We start from the raw sequence: 13,828 nt of genomic DNA on the forward strand, positions 1-13,828 counted from the left end.
TCGCCTGGTCGGCGAGCGGATCGTTGCTGTCTTCAGGTCCAGGCCCGCGGGCGCGGCACCTCGCAGGGGCCCTGCACCGGTATGCTGGTGAAGTCCGCCGGGCCGACGATTTCCAGGTATTCCATGTCGCGCGAATAGTCGAACAGGAAGTGGCGGATGCCCGGCCGCTGGTGCACGCAGTCGCCCGCGCTGACGAGGGTCTCGCGGTCTTCATACATGAAGCGGGCCCAGCCCTTGAGCATGTAGACGATGTGGAACTGCGCCTCGTGGATGTGCCAGCCCGTCCCGGCCTCCGGCGCTTCGTTGGCCCTTACCAGTTGGGCGATGACCTTGCCGCGCGTCGCCGCGGCGATGCCCAGGTCCCGGTAGAGAAAGAAATCCCGTAATCCTCCCGATCGGAATTCCGTATCGCCCGGCCGGACGTGTGAGAATAGGCCGCCAGTATCCAGGTCTGCCGTGTCGTTTGCCATTGCTCTTTCTCCAAATGGGAAGTAGGGCGTCGAGCCAGCGGGGTCAGGTGGAGCGCGGTCGCCCTGAGGGCGCGCTCCCTCCCTTGGGGAGGCAGTCGCGCAGCGACAGGAGGCCAGTCTAGTCAGCGCGCCTGGTTGGCGGCAATACCGTAAAACTACGTTGTGGCGCCCAGGGGTGGCGGTGGCCCCGCGTTCCGGAGATCGAACGATGAGCCCGTCCGATATCGACTACAAGGAAGTCCTGATGCGCGCGCCCGTCGGCATGTGCGTGTCCCGCAACCGCGTGATCCAGTTCGCCAACCCGGCGCTCGAGGCCATGTTCCGCTATGGTGCCGGCGCGCTGGACGGCATTTCGTTCGAGCCGCTGTATCCCACCGCCGCGGAATTCGCCCGCACCGGTCGCCGCCTGCTGCGCCTGCTGGGCCAGGCCGATGCGTATTCCGACGAACGCATCATGAAGCGCCGGGAAGGGGAGCTGTTCTGGTGCCATACGAGCGGCCGTTCCCTGGTCTCGCGCAACCCTCACGCCGCCGTCATCTGGGTGTTCGAGGACTTGAGCGCGAAACGGCCGGTGGCCTCCGGACTGAGCGCGCGGGAACGCGAAATCGCCGCGCTCATCGCCGAAGGCAAGACCAGCAAGGTCATCGCGAAGCAGCTGGACCTCAGCCCCCGCACCGTCGAAATGTACCGGGCCCGGCTGATGGCGAAATTCGCCGCCAGGACGTCCGCCGGCCTGGTCCACAAGCTGATGAGCTTTTCGGCGGCGTAGCGGATACGGCCGCCGACAAGGTCATCCACCCACGGAGCGGTTCTGCGCCGTGCCGAGCACGTCGTCGACGCGCTCCTCATAGGCCGCCCGTGCCTCGTCCGGCCATTGCGCGGCGTGCCGGTCCATCCACTCCAGCACATCGACCTTCATCTGAGCGATGAAGGTTTCAGGGTCCTGCTGCTGCCTTGCGATGAGGCGCACGAACTCCGAGAGGATGCGTGCGTCGGCGGCCAGGAGAGCGAAATTCGGATCCATCATCACATCACCATTTGGCGTGTTCTGTCGTGCCGCATCGTCCGGATCAGCTCACGGACGGCGACCCGACCTGCAAGGCGGCCAGCGAGGCGTTCAAGGTATAGATCGCCGTCAGCGATGCCTCGTCCAGCACATGCCCCTGCATGGCGTCCAGCACGTCCGTGGCCTTGAACGGGTCCGGCAGCGCGAGGGTGGGGACGGACAGCGCATATACCGTGAAGCGGTAGCGATGCGCGCGGGCGTCGTTCCACGGCGGTGCCGGCCCGCCGTAGCTCTGGCCTATGGCCGCGCTCATCTCCGGCATGTCGGCGTAGTCGTTGTAGCCCAGGCGGCATGGCGGTGCGGCCATCACCGCTGGCGCGCCGTCTTGCGGTAGGGAGACGAAAGCGCCTTCCTCGATCTCCCGGACCGACACGGGCAGATCGACGACGACCCAGTGATAGAACTCGCAGCGGGGAATATCGTCCGGCGGCACCGTTCCGGCTTCGTTGACGCGCGAGCGGTCGCGGGGAGCGTCCAGGTCGGCGCACAGCAAGGCGAACGAGGCGGTGCCTTCGGGCACGTCATCCCAGGCAAGGTGCGGATTCAGGTTCTCCGCGGGGACCAGCGTGGTGGGACTGCTGTTGCGGGAGAGGGCGTACCGGTCCGGAATGGCCTCTCCCTCTAGAAACGAAAGACTGTTGAGTTTCACTATTGCGCCGCCTTCTCATGCCGTGGGGACCGCCCACCTCGTGCCGCGGGCGCGACATCGCGCCACGGCGTGGCGTGCATGCAAGCCTCGTTCCTATCGCCGTGCATGGCCCGCGGCGCGCAGGTCATCGGCCGTGATGGTGACGTCGCCGGCGTGCGCGGCTCCCAGCTGCTGGGCCAGGGCGTGGATGGCGCGGAAGTTGGCACGGTAGGCCTCCAGCATACGGCTGCCGCCGCTGTCGGCCCCGAAATACTCGGCCAATGCGTCGCCGCGAATGCGGACGGTGCGCATGCCGTCGGGAAAATGCATCGTGAAGCGGACATCGCCGCCATCGATGCGCGCATCGGGATCGAAACTCATGGCTGCTCCAGGAATGGGCGCCCGGAAATTCCGGCGCGTCGCCGCCCATGGCATGGGCAAGCGCCATGCGCGGGCCCGGCACGGCTGGCGTGGCCGGGGCATGCGACGAAAGGGAGCTCATCCGTGGCACACGGTGCCTGGGCCCCTGTCCGGATGGCCCGGCCGGCCAGGCCATCCGGACAGGGTACGCATTGCCCCCTCGGATTTCTCGCGCGGCGCGCGATCGCGCTGACGAGCGATTTGCAGCCGAATCCGACGCCACGGGGAACGTGGTACAAGCATAGGCGCCCGCGCGCCATGCGCGGGCCTGCCGCCATTTCCGGATTCCCGATGAAAAAGACCGACCTCGAAAAAAACAAAGCCCTGAAGCTGATGGGCAAGCTCAACGCCGCCGTCCCACCCGGACGCTACGCCGGCACCACCCCCGTGCCGGACCGGCGTGAACAACGCAAGCTGGACCAGGCCGCCGGACTGGTGCCCTTCCCGGTCAAGCTGCAACAGCGGCTGGTGGATGCCTTGCGTGCCAGGGCGGATGCCGAAGGGGTCAGCCCCAACGACCTGATCAACACGCTGCTGTCCGAGGCGTTGAAAGACTGACGCCATGCATATCTGGGTCGACGCCGATGCCTGTCCCGCGGTAGTCAAGGACATCCTTTACCGCGCGGCGCAGCGGTCGCAACGGCACCTGACGCTGGTGGCCAACCAGATGCTGCGCACGCCGCCGTCGCCGTGGTTGCACGCCGTGCAGGTGCCGCGCGGTTTCGACGTGGCGGACGACTACATCGTGCAGCACGCCAAGGCCGGAGATCTGGTCATCACGGGGGATATCCCCCTGGCGGCGCAGGTACTGGAAAAGGGCGCGCTGGTGCTCAACCCGCGCGGCGAGCGCTATAGCGCCGATACGATACGCGAGCGCCTGTCGATGCGGGACATGATGGAAGAGTTGCGCAGCGCCGGCGTCGATACGGGTGGTCCCTCGGCGTTCAGCCAGGCTGACCGCCGCGCCTTCGGCAATGCACTGGATAGCCTTATCGCGGCGCGCGACCGCGCCGACCGCGCCGCCGCATCCGTGCCGAAGTAGCCGCCTTGCCTGGTATGCAGGGCTGGCGCTACAGCCTCGTGTCCGGCCGCAGATAGGTCAGCAGGCAGCAAACCACCAGGCCGAACCCCAAGTAGGGATGCCACAGCGCCAGTATGCCGCTGAGCGTGAAGATCGCCAGGGTCAGCGAGGACCGCCGGTGCATGGCGGTCCTGCTGGTCGCCGATACGTCGGGATGCGCCGTCCTGTCCATGGTTTCACGCATCAAGGCGATATAGCTCAGATTGACCAGCGCGAACGCGCCCGCGTAGGCGAACACCGGGACGCTGGAAAGGCTGGTTTCCGCCATCCACGACGTGGTGAAAGGCAACAGCGATACCGTGAAGAGATGGCCGAAATTGCACCAGATCAGCCGCGGCGTGGCCAGGTCGGCGAAGCGCATCAGGTGATGGTGATTGATCCACACGATGGCGACGAACAGGTAGCTCGCGGCGTAGCTGATCGCCACCGGCCAGAGCTCGAACAGGGCGGACCAATGGCCATCGGTCGGCGCGCGCAGATCCAGCACCAGCACGGTGATGATGACGGCGAAGACCCCGTCGGAAAATGCGTTCAGTCGTTCGGCGGACGCCGGTTTTATGGTCATGGCGGGGGCCTGTCCGCAGCGGATGCGCTCGTGACCTTGCGGGTCGGTCCCGCAAGTTAGCAATCCCCACTGGCCGGGTCAAGCGTCGTCCGCCGGCGCGCCGCCCAGTTGGAAACGCTCGAAGGGCCCCAGCGCGGCCTCGATCGCCGCTTTCGTGTCGGCGCGCTTCTTCGCCAGCCAGGTCCACTGCTTCATGACCAGCTTGCCTGCCTGGCGATCCGCCTTCAAGTCGATCGCGGCGACGATCTCGTCGCCCGCCAGTACCGGCAGGGCGAAGTAGCCCAGCACGCGCTTGGCGGGCGGCACATAGGCTTCGAAGCGGTGCTCGTAGCCGAAGAACAGGTGCAGGCGCTTGCGCTGGATCACCAGCGGGTCGAAAGGCGACAGGATATGCACCAGCGGAGGGCCCTCGCGGGCGGGGAGCGTCTCGAGCGTGGCCGGCTCGGCCCAGTGCTGGATCGCGGCGTGGCCGTCGATATGGACGGGTATCAGCTGTTTGCGGCGGACCCGGCCGGCGATCAGTTCGGCCACGCGGGCCTTCATCGGCAGATTGCCGTAGCAGATGGAGTCCAGGCTGGCCATGCCCTGCGCGAGCATTGCCCTGTCCAGCAGGTACTGCGCGAATTGCCCCTCCGTGGCCGGCCGCGGACGCGGCGGCCAGCCGAAATGGCGCTGCGACAATTCATAGGTCTTGACCATGCCGGCGCGCCGGCTGATGGTCAGGTCCCCCATCAGGAAGCCCAGGCGCAAGGCACGCCTGGAAGGCTTGCGGCTGTCCCATGGGTGGGTTTTCTCCACGAGTTCTTCCTCGATGTCGCGGATGGAAAGCGCGCCTTCCTTGCGGATGCGCTTGAGCAAGGCCGCATAGTCGGCCTCGGCGACCGTGGTGAACGCGGTGCGCGGTCCCTCGCGATGCCGCGCCATCGCCGGCATGAAGTAGCGGTAGTGCGCGGTCGGCACATACGACAGCGCATGCGTCCAGTATTCGAAGACGGACTTGTCGAGCGACTGCGCGCGTTCCAGGTCGGCGCGCGCGTATCGCGGAATGCGGGTGTGCAGGATGTGATGGTGGCTGCGCTCGATCACATGGATGGTGTCGATCTGCACGTAGCCCAGATGCTCGACGGCCTTGCGGGTGGCCTCCGGGCCCGCGCCGAACGGCGCGCCCCGGTCCAGGCACTGCGCGCGCAGCCAGATCGCCCGTGCCTGCACGGGCGCGATGGCATAGGACGGTTTGCTCAAGGAAACTCCGGTCTAGCGGTAGGCGGCCAGGGATATGCCGGTGATGCGCGCGACGCCAATGGCCCTTCCCGAACCTTGCCGGCGCCGTCGCCCCCTGCTGCTTTGTAGCGCAAACCGGGGGCGCGTGGGCCGGCATCGCCTACCGAGAGGCATACGGTGCGACGCATTGAGCGGGATGTGTACGAGCAGCGAGAGGATGGTTCCGCGCGGTTCGACGCCGGCGGCAACGGGGCTATTTGGCGCTGGCGATGAACAGCAGCATGGAACACGGCCGCTCGGTGGGGTTTCTCCAGCCATGTTGGGTGGCGCGTTGGATGAAGATATCGCCCGCGTGCAAGGCCGTTTCGCCATTTTCCAGTACCGCGACGATTTCGCCGGACAGGACGACCGCGAAATCGATGGTGGGCGTGGTGTGGAGCGCGTAGTCGCCGCGGGGCGGGAAGACGATATGGCGGACATTGAAACCGGCCGAACCGGCATCCACGTTCGGGCCTACGGTATGCGTGTTCGCCGCATGCGGGATCTCCAGCGGGGTCGGCAGGCTGCCCGACTTCCAGAGGTCGCTGATTCGTATTCCCTGGTATTCCGGGTAGTCCTTATAGGCGGAGATAGGGCCGTCCAACACGACGGCCGAGCGTTTATCCTGGCCGACGCCCGTGATGACGAGCCTGGGCATAACAATTTCATCATCCATCGCAGAATGTCCTTCATCACATGGATGCGCCGCTGACCGGCGCATTGCTATGTAAAGACAGAGTCTGCGTGCCGGTGTTCCGCGCCACAAGGCGTCGGACCGTAATTTCTGGTGAGCCGGCGACGCCGCGATTCAACGGTTCATGAAAAAAATCGCCACGCGTTCCCGCGTGGCGATCATTGCGTCGGTGGACGCCGGCGGCGTCCTGGTCCGATGCGTCCCGGTGTTGCGGCCGCTTATTTCGCGGGCGCCGCGCTGGCCACCAGGCGGTTGAAGTCCTTGTCCAGGCGGCCCAGCGCGTCATCGATATACGCCCGCCGTTCCTTGACCCACGCAGCCTGCGCGGACAGCCTTTCGCGCGCTTCCTTGAGCATGCGCTGCATTTCGGCCGGCTGCGGGCCGCCGGAGGTCGCCCGGCTTTTTACGATGGCGACCGGGTCCAGCGATGCGCGGAATTCCGCTTCGCTCATGGGCAGTTCCTGCGGATACTTGCTGTCCTTGACCACCTCGGCATAGATGCGCCTGGCGTCCGCGTATTTGAAATCCAGCGGCTTGATATTGTTCTGCCGGGCGTACTCCACCACCTCTGATGCGAAGTGGTGGCCTTCGCGGAAGGGTAGCTTGTACTTGCGCATCAGCAGGTCCGCGAGTTCCTGGGATGCGGTCCAGTCGCTGTTCAGTTCTTCCAGCGCGCGGTCCGGGCTGATGACCAGCGCCTTCATCACGCGGTCCCATTTCTTCAGGGCCTTGATGGCGCTGTCGACCATGGCCGAGTTCTGTTCCACGTCCTTCGGATCCGGCATGCCGGGCGTGATGTTGTGCGTCTGGATGATGGGGCCCATGGCCAGGGTGATGGCGGTCGAGGCGTCGCTGCGCGTCGAATTCAGCAGGCCGGGATTGCGTTTCTGCGGCATGGCGCTGGATACATAGGTGTTGCCGCCGCCTTCCTGCAGCAGGATCCATGGACGCGATTCCGCGTACTGCGTCATGATGTCCTCGATGAAGCTGCCGGTGTGCAGCGCGACGCTGGTCACGATGGACGCCACTTCCACCGGCTCGTCCATGGAGGATATCTGCGAAGCGTCATAGGCGTTGTCGACCAGCTTGCCGAACCCCAGGTAGTCGGCCATGCGCTTGCGGTCCAGCGGCCAGCTGGTGCCGTTCAGCACGGTGGTGCCCATGGGAGAGCGGTCCACGCGCGCGTAGGTTTCGCGGATGCGCTGCGCGTCGCGATCCAGCGCCGCCGCATGGCCAAGCAGATAGTGGCCGTAGCTGTTGGGCTGGGCGGCCACGCCGTTGGTGTAGTTGGGAACGATGGTGTCGACGTGCTTGGCCGCCAGGTTCACCAGCGTGGTGGACGTGGCGTTCAGCTGGTCGGCGAGTTCCAGCAGCTTGTCGCGCAGGATGGCGGCGCGATAGGTGGCGTGCATGTCCTGGCTGGAACGTCCGGCATGCAGCAGCGTGACGTCCAGGCCGCCGGCCTTGATCAGCAGCGGTTCGAAGGTGATGACGGTGGACGGACGCTTGCCGCCGGGCTGGTTGCCGTCCTGGATGACCTTCGCCACCGCCGCGGCCAGGCGCGGCGCCATGGACTTGTCCAGCAGTCCTTCGTCGGTGTTGATGACGGCGGTCGCTTTGTTGATCTCGCCCAGCCAGAAAAATTCGTCGTGGCCGGGCGCGTTGGCCGGCTTGGCGCCGGCCGCAGGGGGTGCCGCGGTGCCGGCCTGGGCGGCGCTCGCGGCGCCGGCTGGGGCAGCACCGGAAGCGCCGCCCTGGGCCGCGCCGCCAGCGCCGGCCGGGGTGGAGGAGAGGCCGTCGCCTTGTGCCGGCGCGGCGGCGCCGCTTTGCCCGGTCACGGGGGCTGGCGCGGGCTGTGCCGCGGCGATCGCGGCGTAACAGGAAAGCGCGATGGCGAGGCAGGTGGGCGCGAAGTGTTGTCTCATTGGAGGCCTCCTCTTTCGTATGGGGGCTTCATTCTATCGGAGCGTCTCGCGACCGCCGCGGCGCATCGATCCATCGCAGCTCGCGCCGCGCCTTATCGGTGGACACCTGGCCGTTGGCTTCCGCGATGTTGTAGACGCCCGCGCGCCCGTCCTCCATGGCCAGCAGCGTGGCCCGCGCGGCGCCGTCGACGTGCAGGGGCATGCTCAGGCCCTGGGCGGTGTCGCTGCCGGTGCCCGGCCCGTACAGTTGTCCGAAGCGCAGCACGATCCCTGTGATGCCGGGGGTATGGAGGACGGTGTCTTCCAATGCCCGGACGCCGCGGACGGTGACGCCCCGCCTGCCTTCGGCGTGGATGTCCAGCGGCGCGCTTTCCGCGTGGGGCAAGGGCCCATCGGCATAGGCCCAGGCGATGCTTTGCGCCACCATCAGGCCGGCGCCGCTATCGACCGCGGCCCTCATCAGGTTTGCCGTTCCTTCCGCCCGGATGCGCGCATTGCGGCCCGCTGCCGCCTCCATCAGGGCAGGATCCAGTCCGGGCGGCAGGTCGGTCAGCTGATGGATGACGATGTCGGGGCGCGCGGCCAGCAGGGCGTCGGATAGCCGGGGCGCATCGAACACGTCGCCGACGACGGGAATGGCGCCCAGGCCACGCAAGGCATCGATGCGCGATTCCCGCCGGGTCAGGCCATATACCTTGTATCCGCGGGCGACGAGCAGCGGAAGCAGGCGGCTGCCGATGGCGCCGGTGGCGCCGGCGACGAAGAGGGTCTTGGTCATGGTCGCTATCCTTTCCTCGCCGTATGCGGGCGGCGGGTGGCCGCGGCGATCGGGAAGCGCCGCCGCGCAAGGCCACAGCTTAAGCACCCCGTGTCCTGCTGCCCAGGGCCATATTTCGTCAACACGACCAGGACATGCCGCCGCGCATCGTGGCCCCGGCAGGGCCTGCGCGACATCGGGGGGCCGGCGCATTTCGCTGGCGGTGTCGCCGGCCCGGTTTCGACACTTCGCCATCGGCCCGCCGTCCTTGGCCGGCGGCTCGCTCGCGCCCTACAGGATCCCTTCCTCGGCATACGGCCGGTTCGCTTCGACGCGCTCGTATCCCAGCCGCGACAGGTCGATGGTCTCGAAGCGCCCGTGGACGATCAGTTCGGCGATGCCGCGGCCGGCGGCGGGCGCGTGCATCATGCCGTGCCCGGAGAAGCCGGCGACGGTAAGCAGATTGGGCAGCCGGCTGTTCCAGCGCCCGATGACGGGGTTGCCGTCCAGTTCGCTCTGCTCGTAAAGACCCGACCACGTGCGATGGCATCTGGCTGCCTCGAAGGGCGGGAAGCGGTGGGCGACCGCGGGCCAGACGACTTCTTCGAAGTAATGGTGATCCACGTCGAAGTTGTAGCCGCGCGCCGCGTCGCCGGCGACGAGTCCGCCGGAAAAGCCCTTGCCTTCGGACCGGAACGCCAGCCGCGCGACGTCCTTCACGTAGGGTAGCGGTTCGACGGGGCTGCCGGCGGTGAAGTAATGCTCGAAGCGCCGCAACGGCGAAATGGGCAGTTCCATGCCGAAGAAGCGCGCGACCTCGCCGCTCCAGGCGCCAGCGGCATTGACGAAGGCATCGGCGCGCAGCACCGCGCCGCTTTCCAGCCGCACGGCTTTGGCCTTGGCGGCGTCCGCTTCCGCACCGATGACGCGATCCTGGACGTATTCGACGCCCAGCGCCACCGCCTTGCGCCGGAAACCCCACAGCAGGCCGTAGGGATCGCACCAGCCGTCCAGCGGTGTCAGCGCGCCTACCCCCAGGTCGTCGACGTTCATGGAGGGAAAGCGCTGCTTCAGTTCGGCCGGCGTCAACAGCTCCACCGTGCAGCCATGCGCCTGCTGGCGGCGGACGTTGCGCTCCAGGTTGGCGGCGTATTCGGGCGGGACGATGAACAGATAGCCGCCTTGTACCCAATCGACGTTGGCCGGATGCGTGGCGGTCGCCATGGTCTGCGCGAAAGACTTGATGAAGTCGATGCTGAACAGCGACATGGCGATGTTTTCGGGGCAGGTGAACTGCACGCGGCAGCCGCCGGAGGCCCTGAGCGCGGAGGCGAACTCGTAGGTGGGATCCGGTTCGATGACGCACACGGACATGCCGGGCGCGGCGCGCTTCAGGAAATAGGCGGTGCTGGAGCCTACGATGCCGCCGCCGATGATGGCGACATCGTAGCGGGAGTGTTCGGCGGGCATCATGCTGGCATCCTCGGGCGGGGAAGCGCTCCATGATGCCATTCTTGCGCGGCCCCGGCCAGCGCGAGGCTGCTTCCAGCGTTAACAGGCCCTAGTGCTTTTCCTTGATCACGAACGACTCCTTGGCGCCGTGATACTTGCGTTCCAGTTCCGCCTCCGTCAGCAGGCTGGCTTCCAGTTCGTCGATAAAGGCATACCCCATCAGCGAGGTAATGTCCTCGATCCCCACCAGCAGATCCGGACGGTCATGCCGGGTGCCGGATACCGCGCTGTCCATCAACAGGTCCAGCGCCTTGCCCATCGCCATCAGCGCGGCCGCGGGCAGCATCCGGGCATAGCTGACGCGCGCCACGCCCATGGCCTGCAGTTCCACGGGCGTGAGCAGCGGCGTGGTGGGACGCGAACGCACGCCGAAGCCCATATTGATGCTGACGGGCGCCTTCACCGCGTCCACGAAGCGCTTGATATCGTCGGCCGAGGCGATGGCGTCGGGATACACCATGTCGGCCCCCGCGGCCAGGTACATCCTGGCGCGTTCGATCGCCTTGTCCAGGCCTTCCACCGCGATGGCGTCGGTACGGGCGTTGATGATGAAGCCGGCGTTGCGCTTTGCCCGCGCGGCGGCCTCGATTTTCTGGGCGGCTTCGCGCGCGTCCAGGACCTCCTTGCCGCGCATATGACCGCAGCGCTTGGGGTTTACCTGGTCTTCGATATTGATCCCGACCAGTCCCGCTTCCTCGAAGTACTGGACGGTGTGATAGACCGTCACCGCGTTGCCGTAGCCCGTATCCGCGTCCGCCATCACCGGGATGGAGACCGAACGCGCGATGTGCTGACAGGCGTTGGCGTTTTCCAGCAGCGACATGATGCCGATGTCCGGCTGGGAGAAGCGGGAATTGGACGTGGCCGATCCGCTGATGGCCGCTGCCTGGAAGCCTTTGCGTTCCGCCATGCGCGCGCTGTAGCCGTCATAGATGCCCGGCGCGACGATGATCTTGCCGGACTTCAGCATGTCGCGCATGCGCTGGATCTTGTCGGCCTGGCTGACCGGATGGGCGATGTTGTTGGGAAAACCTGGGGTATTCGGGGTGTCGTTGCTCATGGTGTTTCTCTTTTTAATCAAGTAGACCGGGGGAAAACCCGTAAAGTCGCGCCGGATTGTCGACCAGAATGCGGTGCCGCGCCTGCGCATCGGGCGCCCACAGCGCCAGGGCGTCCAGCAGCGCGGCATCGCTGGGCATGACCCCGTGGAAGGAGGAATGTGGCCAGTCGCTTCCCCACAGCATGCGGTGCGGGGCGGCATCGACCAGTTCGCGGGCGAAGGGCGCCAGGCTGGGATACGGCGCGGCGGGGTCGTCAAAGCGGTTCGGTGCGGACAGCTTGAGCCAGCAGGCGCCGCCCCGCAATAGCGCCAATAGGGTACGCCCGCCGGCGTCGGCGGCGCCCGCCGACAGCCGCACGCGCGCGAAATGGTCCAGCACCACCGGTACGGGCAGCGCGCGGATCCATTCGGCCAGCCGCAGGAGTTCCGCGCCCGCCACGTGCAATTGCAGGTGCCAGCCCAAAGGCGCGATGCGGCCGGCCAGCCGATCCAGCGCGCGCAGGCGGTCCGCCAGGGGCAGCGCGTCGCCAGGGCGGCCTTCAGGCGTGCCGCGCAGATGGGCGCGGACGCCGCGGACGCCCGCATCGTGCAGCAGCGCCAGCGTCGCGTCGGAGATGCCCGCGTCCGCCAGCGCCACGCCGCGCGCCTGGATGCCGGCCTGCTCCAGGGCCCGCATGCCGTCCAGCGTCAAGCGGTTGTCGTGGTACAGCGTGGGCTGGACCAGCACGGCGCGCGTCAGTCCCAGGCTCCCCAGCATGCGGATGTAGGCCTGCACGCCGGTGCCGGCGGCCGGGGTATAGCGGCGCGGTTCCCGATAAGGATAGGCCGGTGGGCCGCCGAAGACATGGGCGTGGCAGTCGCAGGCCCCGGCCGGCACGGCAAAGCCGGGCTGCTGGCCGGCCGGCAGGGGCGCCGGGCAGGGCGGTGGGCCGCCGTCGGCATGGGCGGGGGCCGCGTGGGCGTCGGCGCTTGCGGATTCAGCGGACATGGGCGGGCTCGGGAGCGGGAAGCGGATCCACGATGGCGATTCATTTTCCTTGCAGGGTGGCGGTCTGCATCGTCCTGCGCGGCGTGGCATGGGCCAGCGGCAACGCCAGCAGGACCAGCAGTGAGATCAGCGACATGGCGGCCACGGACAGCAGGCCGCCCTGGAAGCTGCCGGTTTCCTGGCGGATCGCGCCGATCAGCCAGGGCGCGAACAGCCCCGACAGCGCGCCCAGGCAGTTGATGTAGGCGATGCCGCCGGCGGCGGTGCGCGCATCCAGGAAGGCGCTGGGCAGCGACCAGAACACCGGCAAGGCACCGAACACGCCCAGCGACGCGACGGCGAAGGAGGCAAGCCGGGCGACAGGCTCATCGAAGACGGCCGACGCCACGAAGCCCGCGGTGGCCAGCAGCAGCGCGGCGGCGGCGTGCCACTTGCGCTCGGCATGGCGGTCGGAATGCCGGCCGAACAGCACCATGCCGATGGCGCCCGTCAGGTAGGGAATGGCGGTGACGAAGCCGGTCTGCGTGTTGGACAGGCCGAAACCCTTGACGATCTGCGGCAGCCAGAACGACATCGTCTGGTGCAAGGCCGTGGTTCCGAAGTAGATGACCACCAGCGCCAGCACCCGCGGGTCGATGAAGGCGCGCAGCATATTGCCGCGCGGCGCCACGCCGGCCTGGTCGCGGCGTAGCGCCTCCTCGCGCATCTGGCTGGCGATCCAGGCGCGTTCCGCGTCCGTCAGCCAGCGGGCCTCATCGGGACGGTCGGTGAGCCACACCAGCAGGACGATGCCCAGCACCACGGCGGGCAAGGCTTCCAGGATGAATAGCCACTGCCAGCCTTGCAGCCCCAGCGCATCCAGCCGCAGCAGCAGCCCGGACAAGGGGGCGCCGATCAGGCTGGACAGCGGGATCGCCACCATGAAGTAGCCGATCATGCGGGCGCGGTATTGCGGTGGAAACCAGAGCGTCAGGAAATAGATGATGCCGGGGAAGAAGCCGGCTTCCGCGGCGCCCAGGATGCTGCGCATGACGTAGAAGCCGGTGGCACCCGTGATGAAGGCCGTGCCCGCCGACACGATGCCCCAGGTAATCATGATGCGCGCCAGCCAGCGCCGCGCGCCGAAGCGCGAGAGCGCCAGGTTCGAGGGGACTTCGAAAATGCAGTAGGTGGCGAAGAAAATGCCGGCGCCGAAGCCGAACTGCGCCGGCGTGATGCCCAGGGCGCTGTTCATCGACAGCGCGGCGAAGCCCACGTTGACCTTGTCCAGGTAGGACACGAAGTAGCAGACGATCAGTAGCGGAACGAAGCGCCGTGTGATTTTATCGATCGCGCCTTGTTCGGGGGTGGGGGTGGATAACGAGGCTTGCATGGGTCTCCTCCGCTGCCTTGCGGCGATGGC

The 13,828-nt window shown here is 67.2% G+C and carries 16 protein-coding genes; 3 read left to right on the plus strand and 13 right to left on the minus strand.

The genetic code is table 11. The annotated features are described in order from the left end of the window. Nucleotides 1-32: 32 nt before the first annotated feature. On the minus strand, nucleotides 33-470 hold the full coding sequence (locus AKI39_RS03365; RefSeq protein ID WP_066632398.1) for a cupin domain-containing protein: 438 nt from the start codon (nucleotides 468-470) through the stop codon (nucleotides 33-35). Nucleotides 471-678: 208 nt separating this feature from the next. On the opposite strand from AKI39_RS03365, the gene AKI39_RS03370 reads away from it, so the two are divergent. Beyond that, a complete protein-coding gene (locus AKI39_RS03370) occupies nucleotides 679-1,239 on the plus strand; it encodes a helix-turn-helix domain-containing protein (RefSeq protein ID WP_066632399.1) in 561 nt (186 codons plus the stop codon). 21 nt (nucleotides 1,240-1,260) lie between these two features. Here the strand turns inward: AKI39_RS03370 and AKI39_RS03375 are convergent, their stop codons facing one another. The 3 genes from AKI39_RS03375 to AKI39_RS03385 form a co-directional block, all read right to left on the minus strand. Continuing rightward, entirely contained in the window at nucleotides 1,261-1,497 is a 237-nt protein-coding gene (locus tag AKI39_RS03375; RefSeq protein ID WP_066632400.1) for a hypothetical protein, read from the minus strand. Between the two features lie 43 nt (nucleotides 1,498-1,540). Then, entirely contained in the window at nucleotides 1,541-2,185 is a 645-nt protein-coding gene (locus tag AKI39_RS03380) for a YbhB/YbcL family Raf kinase inhibitor-like protein (protein ID WP_066632401.1), read from the minus strand. A gap of 93 nt (nucleotides 2,186-2,278) precedes the next feature. Further along, the gene (locus tag AKI39_RS03385; RefSeq protein ID WP_066632403.1) at nucleotides 2,279-2,545 is read right to left on the minus strand and encodes a hypothetical protein; all 267 of its coding nucleotides are present in this window, start codon (nucleotides 2,543-2,545) and stop codon (nucleotides 2,279-2,281) included. 330 nt (nucleotides 2,546-2,875) lie between these two features. Here AKI39_RS03385 and AKI39_RS03390 point away from each other — a divergent pair, with 330 nt between their 5' ends. Both AKI39_RS03390 and AKI39_RS03395 read left to right on the plus strand, forming a co-directional pair. Next, complete coding sequence (locus tag AKI39_RS03390; protein WP_066632405.1) at nucleotides 2,876-3,142, plus strand: hypothetical protein; 267 nt, start codon at nucleotides 2,876-2,878, stop codon at nucleotides 3,140-3,142. Between the two features lie 4 nt (nucleotides 3,143-3,146). Next, nucleotides 3,147-3,626: a YaiI/YqxD family protein gene (locus tag AKI39_RS03395; protein WP_066632406.1), complete on the plus strand. Its 480-nt coding sequence runs from the start codon at nucleotides 3,147-3,149 to the stop codon at nucleotides 3,624-3,626. 28 nt (nucleotides 3,627-3,654) lie between these two features. On the opposite strand, the gene AKI39_RS03400 is transcribed toward AKI39_RS03395, so the two are convergent. The 9 genes from AKI39_RS03400 to AKI39_RS03440 all read right to left on the minus strand — a co-directional run bounded on the left by AKI39_RS03400 (nucleotide 3,655) and on the right by AKI39_RS03440 (nucleotide 13,798). Continuing rightward, nucleotides 3,655-4,230: a TMEM175 family protein gene (locus AKI39_RS03400; protein ID WP_066632408.1), complete on the minus strand. Its 576-nt coding sequence runs from the start codon at nucleotides 4,228-4,230 to the stop codon at nucleotides 3,655-3,657. Between the two features lie 78 nt (nucleotides 4,231-4,308). Next, nucleotides 4,309-5,472: a winged helix-turn-helix domain-containing protein gene (locus AKI39_RS03405; RefSeq protein ID WP_066632409.1), complete on the minus strand. Its 1,164-nt coding sequence runs from the start codon at nucleotides 5,470-5,472 to the stop codon at nucleotides 4,309-4,311. A 232-nt stretch (nucleotides 5,473-5,704) separates the two neighbouring features. After that, a complete protein-coding gene (locus AKI39_RS03410; protein WP_066632410.1) occupies nucleotides 5,705-6,148 on the minus strand; it encodes a cupin domain-containing protein in 444 nt (147 codons plus the stop codon). A gap of 254 nt (nucleotides 6,149-6,402) precedes the next feature. Next, nucleotides 6,403-8,109, minus strand: coding sequence for an argininosuccinate lyase (locus AKI39_RS03415; protein ID WP_083228594.1), 1,707 nt, complete (start codon nucleotides 8,107-8,109; stop codon nucleotides 6,403-6,405). Nucleotides 8,110-8,137: 28 nt separating this feature from the next. Beyond that, nucleotides 8,138-8,887, minus strand: a complete 750-nt coding sequence (locus AKI39_RS03420; RefSeq protein ID WP_066632412.1) for an NAD-dependent epimerase/dehydratase family protein — start codon at nucleotides 8,885-8,887, stop codon at nucleotides 8,138-8,140. A 270-nt stretch (nucleotides 8,888-9,157) separates the two neighbouring features. Continuing rightward, nucleotides 9,158-10,339, minus strand: coding sequence for an NAD(P)/FAD-dependent oxidoreductase (locus tag AKI39_RS03425; protein ID WP_235610740.1), 1,182 nt, complete (start codon nucleotides 10,337-10,339; stop codon nucleotides 9,158-9,160). A gap of 88 nt (nucleotides 10,340-10,427) precedes the next feature. After that, entirely contained in the window at nucleotides 10,428-11,357 is a 930-nt protein-coding gene (locus AKI39_RS03430) for an isocitrate lyase/PEP mutase family protein (protein WP_066642075.1), read from the minus strand. Between the two features lie 94 nt (nucleotides 11,358-11,451). Next, nucleotides 11,452-12,426, minus strand: coding sequence for an amidohydrolase family protein (locus tag AKI39_RS03435; protein ID WP_145925183.1), 975 nt, complete (start codon nucleotides 12,424-12,426; stop codon nucleotides 11,452-11,454). A gap of 40 nt (nucleotides 12,427-12,466) precedes the next feature. Then, nucleotides 12,467-13,798 carry an MFS transporter gene (locus AKI39_RS03440; protein WP_066632413.1) on the minus strand — a complete coding sequence of 444 codons (1,332 nt, stop codon included), beginning with the start codon at nucleotides 13,796-13,798 and terminating at the stop codon, nucleotides 12,467-12,469. Between the last annotated feature and the right edge of the window lie 30 nt (nucleotides 13,799-13,828).

This window comes from Bordetella sp. H567 (genome assembly GCF_001704295.1).
In the GTDB taxonomy this organism is placed as follows: Bacteria; Pseudomonadota; Gammaproteobacteria; order Burkholderiales; family Burkholderiaceae_B; genus Bordetella_C.

What these genes read in the sequence shown, in the direction of transcription:
- AKI39_RS03400 (WP_066632408.1), bottom strand. Translation starts at nt 4,230, where the DNA reads ATGACCATAAAACCGGCGTCCGCCGAACGACTGAACGCATTTTCCGAC.
- AKI39_RS03425 (WP_235610740.1), bottom strand. Translation starts at nt 10,339, where the DNA reads ATGATGCCCGCCGAACACTCCCGCTACGATGTCGCCATCATCGGCGGC.
- AKI39_RS03440 (WP_066632413.1), bottom strand. Translation starts at nt 13,798, where the DNA reads ATGCAAGCCTCGTTATCCACCCCCACCCCCGAACAAGGCGCGATCGAT.
- AKI39_RS03395 (WP_066632406.1), top strand. Translation starts at nt 3,147, where the DNA reads ATGCATATCTGGGTCGACGCCGATGCCTGTCCCGCGGTAGTCAAGGAC.
- AKI39_RS03390 (WP_066632405.1), top strand. Translation starts at nt 2,876, where the DNA reads ATGAAAAAGACCGACCTCGAAAAAAACAAAGCCCTGAAGCTGATGGGC.
- AKI39_RS03385 (WP_066632403.1), bottom strand. Translation starts at nt 2,545, where the DNA reads ATGAGTTTCGATCCCGATGCGCGCATCGATGGCGGCGATGTCCGCTTC.
- AKI39_RS03415 (WP_083228594.1), bottom strand. Translation starts at nt 8,109, where the DNA reads ATGAGACAACACTTCGCGCCCACCTGCCTCGCCATCGCGCTTTCCTGT.
- AKI39_RS03430 (WP_066642075.1), bottom strand. Translation starts at nt 11,357, where the DNA reads ATGCGCGACATGCTGAAGTCCGGCAAGATCATCGTCGCGCCGGGCATC.
- AKI39_RS03370 (WP_066632399.1), top strand. Translation starts at nt 679, where the DNA reads ATGAGCCCGTCCGATATCGACTACAAGGAAGTCCTGATGCGCGCGCCC.
- AKI39_RS03420 (WP_066632412.1), bottom strand. Translation starts at nt 8,887, where the DNA reads ATGACCAAGACCCTCTTCGTCGCCGGCGCCACCGGCGCCATCGGCAGC.
- AKI39_RS03365 (WP_066632398.1), bottom strand. Translation starts at nt 470, where the DNA reads ATGGCAAACGACACGGCAGACCTGGATACTGGCGGCCTATTCTCACAC.
- AKI39_RS03375 (WP_066632400.1), bottom strand. Translation starts at nt 1,497, where the DNA reads ATGATGGATCCGAATTTCGCTCTCCTGGCCGCCGACGCACGCATCCTC.
- AKI39_RS03435 (WP_145925183.1), bottom strand. Translation starts at nt 12,426, where the DNA reads ATGTCCGCTGAATCCGCAAGCGCCGACGCCCACGCGGCCCCCGCCCAT.
- AKI39_RS03410 (WP_066632410.1), bottom strand. Translation starts at nt 6,148, where the DNA reads ATGCCCAGGCTCGTCATCACGGGCGTCGGCCAGGATAAACGCTCGGCC.